Origin of the sequence: Lysobacter sp. cf310 (assembly GCF_900114355.1) — a bacterium.
Lineage (GTDB): Bacteria > Pseudomonadota > Gammaproteobacteria > Xanthomonadales > Xanthomonadaceae > Lysobacter.
The window spans coordinates 1,342,899-1,359,661 of the sequence record NZ_FOSS01000001.1; the positions used below are offsets into that span (position 1 = coordinate 1,342,899).

11 protein-coding genes are annotated in these 16,763 nt (G+C 69.7%); 7 read left to right on the plus strand and 4 right to left on the minus strand.

Annotation, left to right across the window (positions count from 1 at the left end; all coding sequences use genetic code 11):
* Positions 1 to 66: 66 nt before the first annotated feature.
* Positions 67 to 3,054 (minus strand): TonB-dependent receptor domain-containing protein, encoded by a 2,988-nt coding sequence (locus BMZ45_RS05960; protein WP_091634153.1) that lies wholly within the window; start codon positions 3,052 to 3,054, stop codon positions 67 to 69.
* A gap of 128 nt (positions 3,055 to 3,182) precedes the next feature.
* A complete protein-coding gene (locus BMZ45_RS05965; protein ID WP_091633564.1) occupies positions 3,183 to 6,536 on the minus strand; it encodes a TIM-barrel domain-containing protein in 3,354 nt (1,117 codons plus the stop codon).
* A 323-nt stretch (positions 6,537 to 6,859) separates the two neighbouring features.
* On the opposite strand from BMZ45_RS05965, the gene BMZ45_RS05970 reads away from it, so the two are divergent.
* From BMZ45_RS05970 to BMZ45_RS05995, 6 genes are all read left to right on the plus strand, one after another.
* Entirely contained in the window at positions 6,860 to 8,017 is a 1,158-nt protein-coding gene (locus BMZ45_RS05970) for an SIS domain-containing protein (protein ID WP_091633567.1), read from the plus strand.
* Complete coding sequence (locus tag BMZ45_RS05975) at positions 8,010 to 8,957, plus strand: ROK family protein (protein WP_091633570.1); 948 nt, start codon at positions 8,010 to 8,012, stop codon at positions 8,955 to 8,957. The genes BMZ45_RS05970 and BMZ45_RS05975 overlap by 8 nt, the downstream gene beginning before the upstream one ends.
* A gap of 16 nt (positions 8,958 to 8,973) precedes the next feature.
* Entirely contained in the window at positions 8,974 to 10,296 is a 1,323-nt protein-coding gene (locus tag BMZ45_RS05980) for a D-tagatose-bisphosphate aldolase, class II, non-catalytic subunit (protein ID WP_091634156.1), read from the plus strand.
* A gap of 41 nt (positions 10,297 to 10,337) precedes the next feature.
* Complete coding sequence (locus BMZ45_RS05985) at positions 10,338 to 11,114, plus strand: DeoR family transcriptional regulator (RefSeq protein ID WP_057160233.1); 777 nt, start codon at positions 10,338 to 10,340, stop codon at positions 11,112 to 11,114.
* Entirely contained in the window at positions 11,111 to 12,223 is a 1,113-nt protein-coding gene (locus tag BMZ45_RS05990; protein WP_091633572.1) for an N-acetylglucosamine-6-phosphate deacetylase, read from the plus strand. The genes BMZ45_RS05985 and BMZ45_RS05990 overlap by 4 nt, the downstream gene beginning before the upstream one ends.
* Before the next feature lie 105 nt (positions 12,224 to 12,328).
* Positions 12,329 to 14,134: an MFS transporter gene (locus BMZ45_RS05995; protein WP_091633575.1), complete on the plus strand. Its 1,806-nt coding sequence runs from the start codon at positions 12,329 to 12,331 to the stop codon at positions 14,132 to 14,134.
* A 51-nt stretch (positions 14,135 to 14,185) separates the two neighbouring features.
* Here BMZ45_RS05995 and BMZ45_RS06000 read toward each other — a convergent pair whose 3' ends face one another.
* Together BMZ45_RS06000 and BMZ45_RS06005 are read right to left on the minus strand one after the other, a co-directional pair.
* Complete coding sequence (locus tag BMZ45_RS06000) at positions 14,186 to 14,716, minus strand: MarR family winged helix-turn-helix transcriptional regulator (protein ID WP_091633578.1); 531 nt, start codon at positions 14,714 to 14,716, stop codon at positions 14,186 to 14,188.
* A gap of 84 nt (positions 14,717 to 14,800) precedes the next feature.
* Positions 14,801 to 15,817 carry a DUF5694 domain-containing protein gene (locus tag BMZ45_RS06005; RefSeq protein ID WP_254776540.1) on the minus strand — a complete coding sequence of 339 codons (1,017 nt, stop codon included), beginning with the start codon at positions 15,815 to 15,817 and terminating at the stop codon, positions 14,801 to 14,803.
* Positions 15,818 to 16,086: 269 nt separating this feature from the next.
* Between BMZ45_RS06005 and BMZ45_RS06010 the strand changes: the two genes are divergently transcribed.
* Positions 16,087 to 16,716: an NAD-dependent dehydratase gene (locus tag BMZ45_RS06010; protein WP_091633584.1), complete on the plus strand. Its 630-nt coding sequence runs from the start codon at positions 16,087 to 16,089 to the stop codon at positions 16,714 to 16,716.
* Positions 16,717 to 16,763: the final 47 nt, after the last annotated feature.

Genomic DNA, 16,763 nt, shown 5'->3' on the forward strand with positions numbered 1-16,763 from the left:
CGTGTCGTCGTGGCGTGGTCGCGCACGGCGGCCGCCCCGGTCAGGAGCGGCCGCGGTGCGCCGCGATCAGAACTTGTAGCCCACCGAGAAACTGAAGACCCGGCCGAAGTTGTTGGTGTAGCCCGGGAAGGTCATCCAGTCGTTGGGGTCGTAGAACGGATGACGGTCGAACAGGTTCTTGACGGTGGCACCGACGGTGAGCTTGTCGGTCGGCTTCCAGGTCACGCCCAGGTTGGCCGTCCACCAGGCCGGCGCGCCGTCGCACTTGCTGGGCTGCACCGACACATAGCTGCCGGTGCAGGTCTCTTCGTTGTTGTCCTGCGCGTCGATTCGGTCGTAGGCCCACTTGGTCTTGCCGACGTAGTTGACGTAGAAGCTGGTGTTCCAGTCGCCGTAGTTCCAGTCGACGTTGAAGGTCGCGCGCAGACGCGGGTTGTTGTAGTAGCCCACGGTGTTGCCGTACAGCCAGCCCGAATCGTCGCCGGCGTGGTACATGTTGCGGCGCGCGATGGTCGCGGCCACGCCGACGTTCAAGCGGCCCCAGTCGCCCAGGTCGAAGCGGCTGCGCGCGTCGATGTCGAAGCCGTCGACCAGGGTGCGGCCGCGGTTGCGGTACTGGCCGATGACGCTGGAGATGTTGCCGATGCTGTAGCCCGGCAGCGTGCCCGGACAGGTCACGCCGCTGGCCGGATCGGCGCACATCGCCGCCAGCGCGGCCAGGTTGGCGCGGTCGGCGTCGGTGATGCCGAAGCGCGTCATCGCCAGGATGTCCTCGGGCTTGCTGTAGTCCGGCGCGACGATCTCGTTGCGGCGGTAGATGAACCAGTAGTCGGCCGACACCGACAGCCAGTTGGTCGGCTCGTACACGAAGCCCAGCGTGGCGATCTTGGCCTTCTCCGGCTCCAGGCCCTGGTTGGGCTGGGTCAGACGCGCGACGTTGCGGCTGCAGTCGGAGTTGCGCAGCGTGCGGCCCAGGTCCACGTCGCCGGGACGCGCGGACTGCAGCAGCAGGTTGGCGATGGCGTTGGTCTCGTTGCAGCGCACCTCGTCGCGGTAACCGCCGATCTGCGCGAACACGCCGCCTTCGCCGGCTTCGGCCAGGCTGGGCGCGCGGAAACCTTCCGAATAGGTGCCGCGCAGCATCAGCTGCTCGAACGCTTGGTACTTCAGGCCGATCTTGGGCGCGAAGTTGGCGTTGAAGTTCGGGTACTTGTCCACGCGCGCGGCCAGTTCCAGCTCCAGCTTGTCGGTGATCGGCGCCACCGCCTCGCCGAACAGCGCGTAGGTGGTGCGCTTGCCGTCGAACCAGGAGCCGCCCTGCTGGGTGATCAGGCCATTGGCCGCGTCGGGGTTGCCCGGCGTGAAGAAGGTCTCGCGGCTGAGGTTGAAGCCGAACGCGGCGCGCACTTCGCCCGCGGGCAGCGCGAACAGCGGCCCCTCGATCTTGCCGTCGAGGGTATGCAGGCGCGTCCAGGATTCGATGTCGAAGGTCGGGTAGGCCTCGCGCAGCAGCTTGGCGTTGGCCTCGCTGATCTCGCCGAACTTGTAGGCCGGATTGTCGGAGATGATCACGCGGCCCGTGGCCGGGTCGACGGTGAACGGACCGAAGGCGCGTTCGAAGCCTTCCAGGTTGACGTTGGTGGTCTGATACGTGACCGAATGCGATCCGGCGGTGGTGAAGGCGGTTTCCCAGTTCCAGTCGCCCAGCGCGCCGCGCAGGCCGAACATGCCGCGGTAGCTCTTGTCGGTGTTGCGCTGGCCGAAGTGGTCGCCGCCCACGTCCTGCAGCAGGTACTGCAGGCCGACCACGCCGCCGTTGATCGCGCGCAGCGCGGGGCTGGCCTTGTTGTAGACGTTGTTGGGGCCGAGGTAGGGATAGAAGAACTGGTTGACGGTGTTGCCGGTATTGCGCGAGAACCAGCTGGTCGGGTTGCCGGTGGTGGTGCCGAACGCGCGCGGCGTGCCGCCGTTGGCGCGCAGGTCGATGTCGGTGTACGTGGCTTCGGCGAAGGCTTCGGTGGTGTCGCCGATCAGGAAGCGCGCGCTGACGTAGGCGGTGGCGCGCTCGGACTGGGCGCCGCCGTCGATCTCGTTGTTCAGCCAGGTCTGCCAGATGCAGCGCGGTCCGGCCGCCTCGACGACGACGTTCTGGCAGCCCGGAGCCGCCTCCTGCGTGCGCCGGCCGGTAACCGGGTCGATCGCGAAGTAGCTGCCGGGATTGAACACGCCCGGCGCGCTGCCGCTGCCCAGGCGCAGATTGTTTATGTAGTTCGGGTTGTTGACGTAGAACTGCTCGGGCTTCTTGTCGTACCACTCCGACAGCGGAATCGGGTCGCGCCGGTACAGATTGACCGAGCCGTAGACGTTGTAGCGGTCCTCGTCCAGATCGCCGAAACCGCCGGTGAAGCTGAGCTGGTGCTCGCCGTAGGAGTCGAAGCGCGGCGCGAAGTCGGTGGTGAGGTTGATCTCCGCGCCCTGGTACTCGCGGCGGGTGATCACGTTGATCACGCCGGCGACGGCGTCGGTGCCGTACACCGCCGAGGCGCCGTCGGTCAGCACCTCCATGCGCTCGATCGCGGCGGCCGGGATCGAGTCGATGTTGACGAACTGGGTCTGGAAGCCCGCCGGCGCGCCGTAATAGGACAGGCGGCGGCCGTTCAACAGCACCAGCGTGCCCTGCGCGCCGAGGCCGCGCAGATTGGCCTGCGAAGCGCCGTCGGAACCGGTGAACAGCGACTTGGAATCCACTTGCGCCGGACGCGCCGCCGGCAGGTTGTCGAGCACCTGCAGCAGGGTGCGCGCGCCCATGTTCTCGATGTCCTGCTTGCTGATGACCTGCACCGGCGAAGCGGTTTCGACATCGGTGCGCTTGATGTTGGAGCCGGTGACCTGGATCCGTTCCAGTTCGGTGGCCTTTTCCTTGGCCTCGGCGTCCGGCGCGGCGGTGTCGGCGGTCTGCGCGTAGACCGGGCCCGCCAATGCGGCGGCCAGGGCGACGGACAGCGCGGTGACGGGGATGCGGCGTTGGCGACAGCGTTGGCTTGAATGCAACATCTTCGGCTCCATTTCGATCGGCAGCGCCGTGCGCTGCGCGGGCGGGTTGGCTTGCGTTAGGCAACAAAGCTCCGGTGCCACGGCCGTGGGGCCGCAGTCGGAAGGCGAGTGCTAGGAATGACGCTGGCTTAGGGCGTGGCGATGGCGGCGGTATCGCCCTCCTGTCCGATCAACACGGCATTGGCCCAGTTGGCGCAGACCTGCGCCGGATGCGCGCCCTGCGCGCCGAGGGTGCGCAGGCTCAGACGCTTCAGACCACGGATATCCAGTTCGGGCTTGACCACGCCCGGCGCGCGCACCAGGCCGCTGTCGAACAGCAGGCGTTCGTCGCCCCAGACCTGGAATTGCAGGCCGCCGGCGTCGCGGCAACGGTCGTCGACGCCCAGATCGGCGCGCAGCAGGCGCCAGTCGCCCTGCAGGTTCAGATCGAGCCGGCTGTTCGCGCCCACGCCCAGGCCGCGCCGGAACTGCAGGCCGTTCATGCGCATCTCGCTGACGCCGCCGTAGGCGCGGTCGCGCGCGATGTCGGTGGCCGTCGCCAGTTCGGACAGGTAGTAGTGCCGCTCCGGACGCTCCGGCGCGCGGTGCTCGAGCACGCGGAAGGTCGACAGCGCGATCGGGCCGACGTCGCGCGGACGCTGCGCGTCGACCGCGCGCGCGCCGCCGCCCTGCGCCGCCGACACCATCGGGTCGCTGCCACTGGCGGCGTCGCCGTCCGGATTCTGGGTGCTGAGCACGCGGAAGCGCAGCAGACGACCGGCGCGCGGCGCGAAATCGATGCGCTGCAGCTCCTGTTGCAGTTTGAGCTGGCCGCGCGCGATCGGTTCGCCCCACTCGCCGTTGCTGTCGGCCAGATAAATTTCGTAGTCGCGGACCTGGCCGTGCTTCCAGTGCTGATCGTTGCGCGGCGCGATCTCGATGCCGTCGACCAGGGCGCGCTCGCCGAAGCCGATCGTCCATTCGTGCGCGCCGGTGCGCACGGCCTGATTGCGCACGCTGCGGAACCAGGTCGCCGGGTCGTCGTCGAAGGCGTTCTCCAGCGGATGGCCGGGCTCCTCGGCCGGACGGTTGACCACCAGCAGACTGTCGGGCGGCAGCGCGCGACCCTGCGCGGGCGCGGCCGGGAACTCGTCGTCGGGCGCGGCGGGCGCGGTCGGCAGATCGATGCGGAACGCGAGCGCGCTGCGGATATCCATCGGCGCGGTGCGCACGTGCACGCTGCCGCGCCTGTCGGCCGGATCGTAGGTCCAGCCTTCGCTGGCGGCCTGCAGCGCGGCGCGATCGGCCAGCGCCGGCAGCGCGCGCCCGTCCAGTTCGACCACGCGCGGGCGCTCGCGGCTGAGCAGGCGCAAGGCGTAGCGGCGCTGCGGCAACTGGCCGGCGTATTCGCCGCGCTGGCCTTCGATGCGCACGCGCACTTCGCCGCTGCCCTGCGCCGGCGCCTGCATCGCGATGGCCTGTTCGCTGAACTCGCCCTTCTGGTAACGGCGCGTGTTGCCGTCGTCTTCGTACAAAACGTAGTGCGACTCGCCCTGCGGATACAGGTCCAGGGTCAGCTCGTCCAGCGGCTTCTCGCCGTCGTAGAGCATGGCCGGATACATCGGCAGGATCGCGCCGGCGCGCACGAACAGCGGCAGCGTGGCCAGATCGACCTGGCGATCGAGCTGGCGGCCCTGCGCACCGGCCTGCAGCTGGCGGCCGTCCCAATAGTCGATCCAGCGGCCGGGCGGCAGATGGATGTCGCGGCGCCAGCCGCGGCTGGCGGCCTGGCTGCGGTACACCGGCGCCACCAGCAGTTCGCGACCGAGCAGGAACTGGTACTTGTGCGCCTCGGTGTAGGCCTGCGGATCCTGCGGGTAATCCCACATCAGCGCGCGCAGCGGCGGCGCGCCGGTCAGCTCGGCTTCGCGGGTGAGGCCGTACATGTACGGCGTCAGGCGCATCTTGAGCTTGAGGTAGTCTCGATTGATGCTGCGGTAGGGCTCGTCGTACCACCACGGATGCTTGCGCCCCGCCGAGGACCAGCCCGACATGCCCATCAGCACCGGCGTGAAGCTCTTCCACTGCAGATCGCGGGTGTAGGTCTCGGCGCTGCCGCCGAAGATGCCGTCGACGTCGCCGGTGGCGTAGGCCAGACCCGACAGCCCCGAGCCGATCAGGGTCGGGATATGCCAGCGGATGTAGTCCCAGCTGCCGCTCTGGTCGCCGGTCCAGGCCACCGCGTAACGCTGGATGCCGGCCCAGCCCATCACCGTCCACAGGAACGGGCGCGAATCCGAATTTTTCAGGATGCCGTCGTAGGCGGCGTGGTTGGCGTCCATCGCGAACTGGTAGCCCTTGCCGGTCCAGGCCACGTCCAGCTTCTGCACGCGGCTGCCGGCGGTGCCGACTTCCCAGGCGATCTTGTCGACGCCGTCCTCGGTCCACAGGCCGGTGCGGAAGCCGTAGCGCGCCAGGCCCTGCGCCACCTTGGGCAGGTCCTTGTAGCCGCAGCCGTAGCCGTCGTTGGGCAGAATCCAGCCGCCGGGCATGTCGTGCTCGCGGTACTTGCGCGCGACGCTGTCGACCACGTCCGGGGTGCTGCCGCTGGGGCCGTCGCTCCAGCCTTCGGGTACGGTGCCGGGCTTCTTCTTGTTATCGCCGTCGTTGTAGCAATCGGCGTCGCCGTAGGAGAGCGCCCAGCGCGGCAACAGGCCGGCGCGGCCGGTGAGCGCGGTGTAGCGGTCCAGCAACTGCGGCAGGCCGGCGCCGACGAAGTAGTAGGCGTCGAAGCGACCCTCGCGATGCAGCAGGGTGGCCTGATCGGGCTGGCGCAGGTCGTAGCTGCCGTCGCTCCAGGTATTGCGCAGCATGCCCCAGCCGCGCGAGCTCAACAGCATCGGCGCCGGGCTGGGACGATCGCCGTCCTCCCAGCCGCCGGAGTAGGAAATCTCCAGCTCGCGCCCCTTGAACTCGTAGCGGCCGTTCTGCTGGCCGCCGCCGTAATAGTGTTCGCCCGCATCGCTGGACAGCACCTGCACGCTCTGCTCGGCGGCCAGGTCCAAAGGCTGCAGCTCGCGCCACAACGCGATCGCGCGGCCGCCTTCGATGCGCTCCAGGGACAGACGCAGCGGCTGGCGCTGGATGTGCAGCACCAGCGCTTCGGTGCGGATGCGCACTTCGTTCGCGTCTTCTTCGTAGCTGTGCTCGACCTTGTTGGCGGGCTGCGCGGGCACGATAGGCGTGGCCTTGTCGCCGTTGGCGCTGAGCTTGCCGCCACGGCCGGCCTGCACGCGCAGCAGATCGGCGCGCAGCAGTTCGATGCGCACGCGCGCGCCGCTGGCGGTGCTCAGTTCCCAGCTCGGGGTCGCCGCGCTGGCCGAACCCGGCGCGATCGCGCGCAGATCGCCGACCGGCTCCGCCGACGCGGGCGCGGCCGACAGCAACAGCCAGGACAAGGCTGCGATAAGCAGGCGGCCGTGGCCTCGTGCGCTGGTGTCCACCTTGCCCCCAAGCCCGCCGTATGCGGGGATCCGAAACGCTTGCGACCGACTCTAGGGCAGCCCGTCGAAATATGTCAACAAATTGCAAAGGAAAAAGAAGGATATTTTCCTCATATCGAAAGATTGTGCAAAGCACCACTTTCGTATCGAGGCGCGGAATGATCGAAACTTGCGCAAGAACCGCGGAATTGCTGCTTAGCAGCACGATCCGCCCTACGGACACCGTAAACCCAGGCGCGGCGCCAAAATCTTTCAATTAGCTTTCGATGTTTGACATTTCGAAAGAAAACACAGATCGTGAGCGCGCCCAACAGGAACCATGAATGGACGCTTCCCTGCTCCCCGATTTGTCCGCCTGGCAGCGCCTGGGCGGAGCCGACACCGCCCGTGAAATCGCGCAGCAGCCCGAGCTGTGGGTGCAGTTGGCGCAGGCGCTGGAGCAGACGCGCGCACGCATCGACGCCTTTCTCGGCGACTGGCTGCGCCAGCCCGGGCATCGGGTGATCTTCACCGGCGCCGGCAGCTCGGGCTTCATCGCCGAGATGGTCGCCGACCAGATCAACGCGCAATGGCCGGCCGACGTACGCGCCCTGCACACCACCAGCCTGCTCACCCATCCCTCGCTGTACCTGCAGCGCGATCGTCCGACCCTGCTGGTGTCGTTCGCGCGCAGCGGCTCCAGCCCGGAAAGCACGGCCGCCGTGGATCTGGTGCGCGAGCGCGTGGCCGATGCGCGTTTCCTCGACATCACCTGCAACGGCGAGGGCGAACTCGCGCGGCGCGGACGCGACCGCGCCGACACGCTCACCCTGCTGATGCCGCCGCTGAGCTGCGACCGCGCCTTCGCCATGACCAGCAGCCTGAGCTGCATGCTGCTGGCGGCGCTGGCGGCGTTCGACACGGTGCCGTGGCCGCAACGCTTGCAACGCCTGCACGATTTGGCCGCGCACCTGCACGATGCGCTCGACGATTGGGCGGCGCCGGTCGCGGCGCTGGCGCAGTCGCCGTACACGCGCGTGATCTATCTGGGCAGCGGACCGCTGGAGGCCCTGGCGCGCGAAGCCGCGCTCAAGCTGCTGGAACTCACGGCCGGGCGCGTGCTGGCCTTGGCCAACACGCCGCTGGGCTTCCGCCACGGCCCCAAGTCCACGCTCGACGGCGACACCCTGGTGGTGGTGCTGCGCAGCGCCGAAGCGGTGGCGCGCCGCTACGAACAGGACCTGCTGGACGAGCTGCGTCGCGACGGCATCGCCGGCCGCGTGCTCTCGGTGGGCCCCGCGCGCGGCGACGATGCCGACGGCGATTTCAGCCTGGACGCGCCGGCCCTGCCCGATCCCTGGTTGGCGCCGCTGTGGCTGAGCATGGCCCAGCGCTACGCCCTGCTGCGTTCGGCCGCGCTCGGCCTGACGCCCGACAATCCCTTTCCCGACGGCACCGTCAATCGTGTGGTCCAAGGCGTGATCGTCCATCGCCATGACTGATGCCGGCGCCCGCACGCGGACCTACTACGGCCTGGACATCGGCGGGACCAAGATCGAATTGGTCGCCTGCGACGAGGCCATGCAGGTGCGCTATCGCCGCCGCGTGGCCACGCCGACGCAGGATTACGAGGCGTTCCAGCAAGCGGTGATCGAGCTGGTGCGCGGCGCCGACGCCGAGCTCGGCGACGGCGGCCTCGCGGTCGGCCTGGGCGTGCCCGGCGTGGTCGACCGCGACAGCGGGCGCCAGCTCAGCTCCAACGTGCCGGCGCTGACCGGCCAACGCGTCGAACAGGACCTGCGCGCACAGCTGCAACGTCCGCTGTATCTGGGCAACGACTGCCAATGCTTCGCCTTGTCGGAAGCCCAGGGTGGCGCGGCCGCCGACTATCCCAGCATGTTCGGCGCCATCCTCGGCACCGGCGCCGGCGGCGGTTATTGCCTGGAAGGCCGTCTGATCGCCGGCTACAACGGCATCGCCGGCGAATGGGGCCACTGGAGCGTGCCGGCCGCGCTGCTGCAGCGCCACGGCCTGCCGCTGCTGGATTGCGCCTGCGGCCTGCGCGGCTGCATGGAGCGCTACGTGTCCGGCAGCGGTCTGGCCCTGATCCACCAACAGCTCGGCGGCGACGCCGTCGACGCCAGCGCGATCGCGCAGCGCGCCGAACAAGGCGACGCGCAGGCGCGCCAGGCGCTGGCGATCCATCGCGACCTGCTCGGCTACGGCCTGGCCGGCCTGGTGCTGACGCTGGACCCGCACGTGATCGTGCTCGGCGGCGGCCTGTCCAAGCTCGATGCCCTGTATCGCGATCTGCCCGCCGCGGTGGCCACGCATCTGTTCGGCGGCCCGCGCGTGCCGCCGATCCTGCCGCCGCTGTTCGGCGATGCCGGCGGCGCACGCGGCGCCGCCCTGCTCGCGCGCCAACGCCATCGCACCGCCTGATCTCCGAGACCCGTCCATGTCCGCCGTCCAAACCCTGATCGCCGCCCACCGCCGGGGCGAACCCGTCGGCCTGTACAGCGTGTGCTGCAGCAACGAACAGGTGCTGCTGGCCGCGATGCAGGTCGCGCGCGACTACGGCACCGTGCTGTTGATCGAGGCCACCTCCAACCAGGTCGACCAGTTCGGCGGCTACACCGGCATGACCCCGGCGCAGTACCGCGACTACGTGCTGGCGCTCGCGCGCGCCCAGGGCTTCCCCGGCGAACGCCTGATCCTGGGCGGCGATCATCTGGGCCCGAACGCCTGGCAGCAGCGCCCTGCCGCCGAAGCCATGGCGCATGCGCGCGATCTGATCGCCGCCTACGTCGGCGCCGGCTTCCACAAGATCCACCTCGACTGCAGCATGTCCTGCGCCGACGATCCCACGCCCCTGCCCGACGAGATCGTGGCCGCGCGCTCGGCGGACTTGGCGCGCGTCGCCGAACGCACCGCCGCGCAAGCCGGCCTGGCGCCGCCGGTCTACGTGATCGGCACCGAAGTGCCGGTGCCCGGCGGCGAAGCCTCGCTGGCCGACGGCGTCGCGGTCACCGAACCCGACGCGGCCGCGCGCACGCTGGAGATCCATCGCCAGGCCTTCCTCGGGCCGGACCTCGCGCCGGCCTGGGAGCGCGTGATCGCGATGGTGGTGCAGCCCGGCGTCGACTTCGATCACAGCCGCGTGCAGCACTACGATCCGCGGGCCGCGCACGCGCTCTCGGCCTTCGTCGAGAGCCAGCCGCGCATCGTCTACGAAGCGCATTCCACCGATTACCAGACCGAGGAGTCGCTGCACGCGCTGGTGCGCGACCACTACGCGGTGCTCAAGGTCGGCCCGGCCGCGACCTACGCCTACCGCGAGGCGGTGTTCGCGCTGGCCGCGATCGAACGCGAACTGCTGCCGCCGGCGCAGTGCTCCGACCTGGTCGAGGTGCTGGACCGTTGCATGCGCGAGCGGCCCGCGCACTGGCGCAAGCATTACCACGGCGACGAGCGCCAACTGCGCCTGCTGCGCGCCTACGCGCTCAGCGACCGCAGCCGCTACTACTGGGGCGAACCGGAAGTGCGGGCCGCGCTGCGCACGCTGATCGACAACCTGCGCCAGACCCCGCTGCCGGCGATCCTGCTCAGCCAGTTCATGCCCGAGCAGCAGCGCGAGGTCGAAGCCGGGCGCCTGGCCGCCGAGCCGCTGGCCCTGATCCGTCACAAGATCCACGGCCGCCTGGCCGAGTACGCGCGCGCCTGCGCCCGCAACCGGGCCGGGACCGGAAACGAAACCTCCGCAGCCAACCCGCTTTCGTAAGGCTAAGCTTTCGCTTCCGTTCCGAACCTCCAGGGCCCGTCATGCGAAACACCCGCCAACGCCGGCAACAGATCCTGCAGCTGCTGGTCCAGCACGGCAACGTGCAGGTCGCGGATCTGGTCGAACGCTACGGCGTGTCCTCGGTGACGATCCGCGCCGACCTGACCCATATCGAGTCGCAGGGCCTGGCCACGCGCAACCACGGTGGCGCCACCCTGGTGCGCACGCCGCCGCAGGAACAGGACATCCACGAGAAGGACGCGCTCAACCTGCCGCTGAAGGAATCCATCGGCGCGCACGCGGCGCGGCTGGTCAAGCCCGGCGACAACATCATCATCGATTCGGGCTCGACCACGATGACCCTGGCGCGCCACCTGCGTCAGCATCGCGACGTCACCGTGATGACCAACGGCCTCAACATCGCCTGGGAACTGGCCAACGCGCCCGGCGTGGAATTGCTGCTCACCGGCGGCCTGCTGCGCAAGCAGTCGCTGTCGCTACAGGGCAGCCAGGCCGAGGCCAGCCTCAACCCCTACAGCTTCGACGCCGTGTATCTGGGCGTGGACGGCCTGGACCTGCAGTTCGGCCTGACCACCCACCACGAGGCCGAAGCCAGCCTCAACCACCGCATGGTCGAGCACGCGCGCCGGGTCGTGGTGCTGACCGACGCCTCCAAGTTCGGACGCGTGAGCCTGCACCGGATCGCGCGCCTGGATCAGATCCACACCGTCATCACCGACGACGGCATCAGCAGCGAGTACCGCGAGGGACTGCAGCGGCTGGGCATCGAGGTGATCATCGCCGAGCCGCCACCTTGACCACGCCCCGCGTATTGCACGGCCGCATCCTCACCGCAACGGGATGGGTGCGCGGAAGCATCGAATTCGACCAACGCGTGCGCCGCATCCGCGCCGCGCACACGGACCGGGGCGGCGACGACGACGCGCTGATCCTGCCCGGCTTCATCGATCTGCACGTACACGGCGCCGCCGGCGTCGACCTGATGCAAGGCGGCGACGCCGCACGCACGATCGCGCGCACCCATGCGCGTCACGGCACCACCGCCCTGCTGGGCACCACCATGACCGCGCACGAGGACGACATCGTCCACGCCCTGCGCGGGCTCGCCGCGGCGATGGCCGCCCCCGAAGCGGGCATGGCGCGGGTGCTGGGCGTGCATCTGGAAGGCCCCTACATCAGCCTGGAACGCCTGGGCGCGCAGCCGCCGCTGGTGGTCGAGGCGACCATGGAGCAGGTGCGGCGCCTGCACGCGCTGGCGCCGATCCGCGTGCTCACCCTGGCGCCCGAGATCGGCGAACACCGCCAGCTGATCCCGCAACTCGCGGCGCTCGGCATCCGCGTCCAGCTCGGCCACAGCGCGGGCAGCTACGAGGACGGCGTGGCCGCGCTGGAAGCGGGCGCGGCCGGCTTCACCCATCTGTTCAACGGCATGATCGGGCTGGACCACTACCGCCCCGGCATCGCCGCCGCCGCGCTCGCGCATGCGCGGTACGCGGAACTGATCCCCGACCTGCAGCACGTGCACCCGGGCGCGATCCGCGCCGCCCTGCGCGCGATTCCGCGCCTGTACTGCGTGACCGACGCCACCGCCGCCACCGGCATGCCCGACGGCGAATACGCGCTGGGTTCGCAGCGCGTGCACAAATGCCTGGGCTGCGTGCGCCTGTCCACCGGCTCGCTGGCCGGCAGCGCGCTGACCATGGACCAGGCCTTGCGCAATCTGGTCTCGCTGGGCCTGGACCTGGCCGACGCCTCCCACCGTCTGTCGCTGTATCCGGCCGACTACCTCGCGCTGCACGACCGCGGCCGCCTGCAGGCCGAGGCCTGGGCCGACCTGGTGGTGCTGGATCCGCAGTTGCGGCTGCGCCAGGTCTTCGTCGAGGGCGACGAGGTCGCCCTGGCTTAGACCAGCCCCCAAGCAGCCCGCTGGAGTCGCAACACCGTACCGCCATCGCCCGTTCGGCGCGCACGCGCACCGCACGACGGCTCACTCGCACACAGGACCGGCCCGATGAACGACGTTTCCGCCGCCACGCCCCTGCCCGCCCGCACCGACACGCCGCGCTGGAGCATCCGCTACCTGTTGTTCATCGCCGGCATGGGCGGCCTGCTCTACGGCATCGACATCGGCATCATCGCCGGCGCCCTGCCGTATCTGGAGACGACCGCGACCGCGAGCTGGCATTTGAGCAGCCAGCAGCTGGGTTTCGTGGTCGCGGCGGTGCTGCTGGGCAGCGTGCTGTCCTCGCTGTTCGCCGGCGCCATCGCCGATCTGATCGGCCGTCGCGGCGCGATGCTGCTGGCCGGCGTGTTGTTCACCCTCAGCATTCCGGTGATGGCGCTGGCCTCGGGCTATTTTCCGCTGCTGCTGGGACGCTTGCTGCAAGGCATCAGCGGCGGCCTGATCGGCGTGGTCGTGCCCTTGTACCTGGCCGAGGTGCTGAGCCCGGAACGCCGTGGTCGCGGCGCGGCGATGTTCCAGCTGCTGCTCACGGTCGGCCTGGTGCTGGCCGCGGTGATCGGCCTGTATCACGCGCACGCCGTCGATGCCGCCACGGCCTCGGTACAGTCGCTGGCCGCGGCCGAACAGCAACGCGTGCTGTTCGCGGTCAAGGATCACGCCTGGCGCACCATCTTCTGGAGCTGCCTGCTGCCGGGCCTGATCTTCAGCGCCGGCGTGCTGCTGCTGAGCGAATCGCCGCGCTGGCTGGTGCGGCGCGGCCGCATCGACCGCGCGCGCGCGGCGCTGCAACGCACCGTGCCCGCGGCCGAAGTCGAGACCACGCTCCGGCAGATGCAGGCGCCGACGACCGCCGCGACCGGTACCACCAGCGAACGCGACCGCCTGCTCAGCCGCCGCTACGTGTGGCCGTTCCTGCTGGCCTGCGCGATCCTCGCCTTCACCCAGGCCACCGGCATCAACTCGGTGCTGGCCTATGCGGTCAACATCCTCAACCAGGCCGGCCTGCCCGGCGCGGCGGCCAACTGGGCCGACGTCTCGATCAAGCTGCTCAACGCGGTGATGACCGTGGTCGCGCTGGTGCTGGTCGACCGCAAGGGCCGCAAGTTCCTGCTGATGCTGGGCAGCGGCGGCATCGCGCTGTCCCTGCTCGCGGCGGCGCTGCTGTTCGTGCAGGCCGAGCGCGGCCTGCAGGACGTACGCCAGCCCTTGCAGCAGCAGATCGCCGGCGACGCGCTGACGTTGCGTTTCGATACCGCGCAATGGCAGCGCCTGGGCGTGGACCCGACCGCGCAGCCGCAACAACTCACCGTGGCCTACGCCTACGGCGGTTTCAGCAACGTGCGTTCGCTGCGCAGCGACGCGCTGGGCGATACCGAGCTCACGATCCGGCGCCAGGACAGCGTGCAGGCCGACAGCGTGATCGGCGCGTTCTTCCGCCGCATCCACCTCAACCCCTTCCCCGATCCCGTCGCGGCCGCGCAGGCGCCGTTGCGCATCGAGCGCGCCAGCCTGGGCCCGGTGCCGTCGCCTGCGCACGGCTGGGCGGTCGCGGCCTGCATCCTGGTGTTCGTCGCCTTCTTCGCGGTCGGTCCGGGTGTGTGCGTGTGGCTGGCGCTGTCGGAACTGATGCCCACCCGCATCCGCTCCAACGGCATGAGCATCGCCCTGCTGATCAACCAGTTCGTGTCCACCGTGATCGCCGCGATCTTCCTGCCCACGGTCGGTCACTATGGCTACGCCAGCATGTTTTTCTTCTGGGCCGGCTGCACCGTGGTGTACTTCCTGGTCGCGGCGTTCTTCCTGCCCGAAACCAAGGGCAAGTCGCTGGAGCAGATCGAGGCGCATTTCCGCTGAGCGCGCGCCGTCGCGGCGGCGGGCTCGGGCATAGGTGAATCGCCCGCCGGCTCAGCGCTCGCCGGGCATGCGCAGGCGCAGCTTGCGCAGCAGCCGCGCCAGCTCGGCGCTTTCGTTCTTGCTGAGCCCGGCGATCGCCTGCTGGGCCTGCGCGAAACGCGCCTCGATGGCGCGGTCGATCAGCTTGCGGCCCTTGGGCGTCAGCGCCGCCGCCAGCGCTCGGCGGTCGTGGTCCTCGTGGCTGCGCACGATCAACTCGCGCGCCTCCAGGCGATTCAGGCAGGCCGTCATCGCGCCGGAGGTCAGCAGCACCGAACGCCGCAGCAGGGTCGGCGTGAGCCGGTACGGCGCGCCCGAACGCCGCAGCGTGGCCAGCACGTCCAGTTCGGTGTAGCTGAGCTCGGTCTCGCGCAGGCATTCGCTGGCGCCGGCTTCGAGCAGGCGCCCAAGATGCAGCACGCGACCGACCACCGCCATCGCCGACGCGTCCAGATCCGGCCGCTCGCGCCGCCAGTCGCGCAGCAGCTGATCGACCACGTCTTCGTCGGGCTTGGGCAGCGGCGGTTGGGCGGACTTGGGCATGGCTCGATGGTATCCAGGCGAAGTATCTCCACATGAAGATACTACGCCCGGCTGACCGGGACCGCGTCTACGCGGGCCCCGACCTCACTTCAAGATCCGCTCCGCGTCGACGATATCCACGCCCTGCATCTGCCCGAGCAGGTCGTCGAACCAGGGCTTGTGCGAGGCGCCGACGACCGACAGCACGCGTGCACCCGGACGTTCGCGGAAGGTCTCGCGGATGTTGGCCACCATGCGCAGGTTGCGGGCCTCCCAGCCGGCGACGTAGAGCTGGCCGTAGCGTTGCGGCGAAGGGTCCTGGAGCGCCGCGCCGAAGTCGGCCGCGATCGCCAAGCGCATCACGTCGGGGCGATTGATGTAACGGTACAGCGCCAGCATGTCGCCGGACTTGCCGATCGCCTCTTCGCGATCGCGCATGGCCTGCGCCGCGGGCGCGCCGAGGCTCCAGGCCTGCTGGACCGCCTTGCCGAACGCATCGACGTCGCTCACGTCGACGTTGTCGCCGGTGTGGTCGTCGACCGCATGCACGCGCTGCAGGCCCAGTCGCGCCGCCAGCCGCGCCGCGATCGACGCGTTCTCGTTGCTGCTCAGCGCCTCCTTCTCCAGCAGCGCCACCAGCGCTTCGTTCAAACCGTCGCCGGCGCGGCGCTCGGACGCGGGCAGTTGCCACCATTGCACCAGCGCCGAGTTGCGGTCGCCGGCGGCCATGAACAAGGAGGCCAGACGACGACGTTGCGCGGGCGTGGGCGCCGCGGGCCATTGTTTCAGGGTCTTGTGGACCTCGCCGATCGCCGCGGGCACGTCCAGCCCGGTCGCCGCCTTGACCGCATCCAGCTTGCGGCAGTACGAGCCCGGACCGTCCGGCCCGCCGTAGATCGCCGGATGCCGCGCCACCAGATCGCATTGCTCGCCGGACAAGGCTTCGATGGTGATGATGTCCGGCTTGAACGCGGCCAAGCGCTCCAGCACCGGCGCCAGCGACTCGCGGTCGAAGGTTTCCCGCCCCTGGCTCAGGTGCACCGAGCCCAGCACCAGCACCTGGCTGCGCGGTCCCGGCATGCCCTGGTCGAGCGTGGACAGATCCACCTGCGCCGCGGCCAAGCCGGGACAAACCAAGCCCAAGAACAAACCCCAGATCGCCCGCGTTCTAGCCAATGTTCTGCTCCTGGTGGCGCCGCCTTAGAGGTCGGCGCTGACGTTAGTGGGCGACCTTCGCCGCCCCGTGCGGCTCATCCGCATCCGTTCGGATGCGGATGAGCCGCAAAAGGATTAAAGCCAGGCGAGGACCGGATGCAATCGATGGCGCGGCGTGCAAGTATCCGGCCCGGACCCTCGCGGCCCTGCGCGAGCGCCATGGCGAGTGAGCGCGCATGAAACTCCTGCTGGTGGGTTCGACCGGATTGGTGGGCCGCGAAGTGCTTGCACGGGCCTTGGCGCACCCCGGTATCGCCGAGGTCGTCGCGCCGGTGCGCCGTGTCACGGTCGCCCATCCCAAGCTGCTGGCGCCGGTCGTGGACTTCGATGCGCTGCCCGAGCAGGCCGCGTGGTGGCATGCCGATGCCGCGATCTGCACGCTGGGAACCACCCTGCGCGCCGCCGGCTCGCGCGAGGCCTTCCGCCGGGTCGATCACGACTATCCGCTGGCGGTGGCCAAGCTCGCCCGCAGCCACCGATGCTCGACCTACGTGCTGAATTCCGCGCTGGGCGCGGATCCCCATTCGCGCTTCTTCTACAACCGCGTGAAGGGCGAACTCGAGCGCGACCTGGGCGAACTGGGCTTCGACTCGCTGAGCCTGGTGCGTCCCGGCCTGATCGGCGGCCGTCGCACGGAGTATCGCGGCGGGGAGCGCGCCGCGCAGGTGGCCTTGGGCATATTGGGGCCGGTACTGCCACGCGCCTGGCGGATCAATCCCGCCGAACGCATCGCACAGGCATTGATCGAGTCGGCGCTGTCGCCGTCTCCCGGCACCCGCATCGTGAGCTCGGATCGATTGACCTGAGCCACCGCCCGGCGCCGGCGATGGCGGCCGATCCGCCAACGCCGGCG

Excerpts from the sequence above, each read along its gene's own strand:
- BMZ45_RS05975 (WP_091633570.1), top strand. The coding sequence starts at position 8,010 with ATGACTGATGCCGGCGCCCGCACGCGGACCTACTACGGCCTGGACATC.
- BMZ45_RS05960 (WP_091634153.1), bottom strand. The coding sequence starts at position 3,054 with ATGTTGCATTCAAGCCAACGCTGTCGCCAACGCCGCATCCCCGTCACC.
- BMZ45_RS05995 (WP_091633575.1), top strand. The coding sequence starts at position 12,329 with ATGAACGACGTTTCCGCCGCCACGCCCCTGCCCGCCCGCACCGACACG.
- BMZ45_RS05970 (WP_091633567.1), top strand. The coding sequence starts at position 6,860 with ATGGACGCTTCCCTGCTCCCCGATTTGTCCGCCTGGCAGCGCCTGGGC.
- BMZ45_RS06010 (WP_091633584.1), top strand. The coding sequence starts at position 16,087 with ATGAAACTCCTGCTGGTGGGTTCGACCGGATTGGTGGGCCGCGAAGTG.
- BMZ45_RS06000 (WP_091633578.1), bottom strand. The coding sequence starts at position 14,716 with ATGCCCAAGTCCGCCCAACCGCCGCTGCCCAAGCCCGACGAAGACGTG.
- BMZ45_RS05985 (WP_057160233.1), top strand. The coding sequence starts at position 10,338 with ATGCGAAACACCCGCCAACGCCGGCAACAGATCCTGCAGCTGCTGGTC.
- BMZ45_RS05980 (WP_091634156.1), top strand. The coding sequence starts at position 8,974 with ATGTCCGCCGTCCAAACCCTGATCGCCGCCCACCGCCGGGGCGAACCC.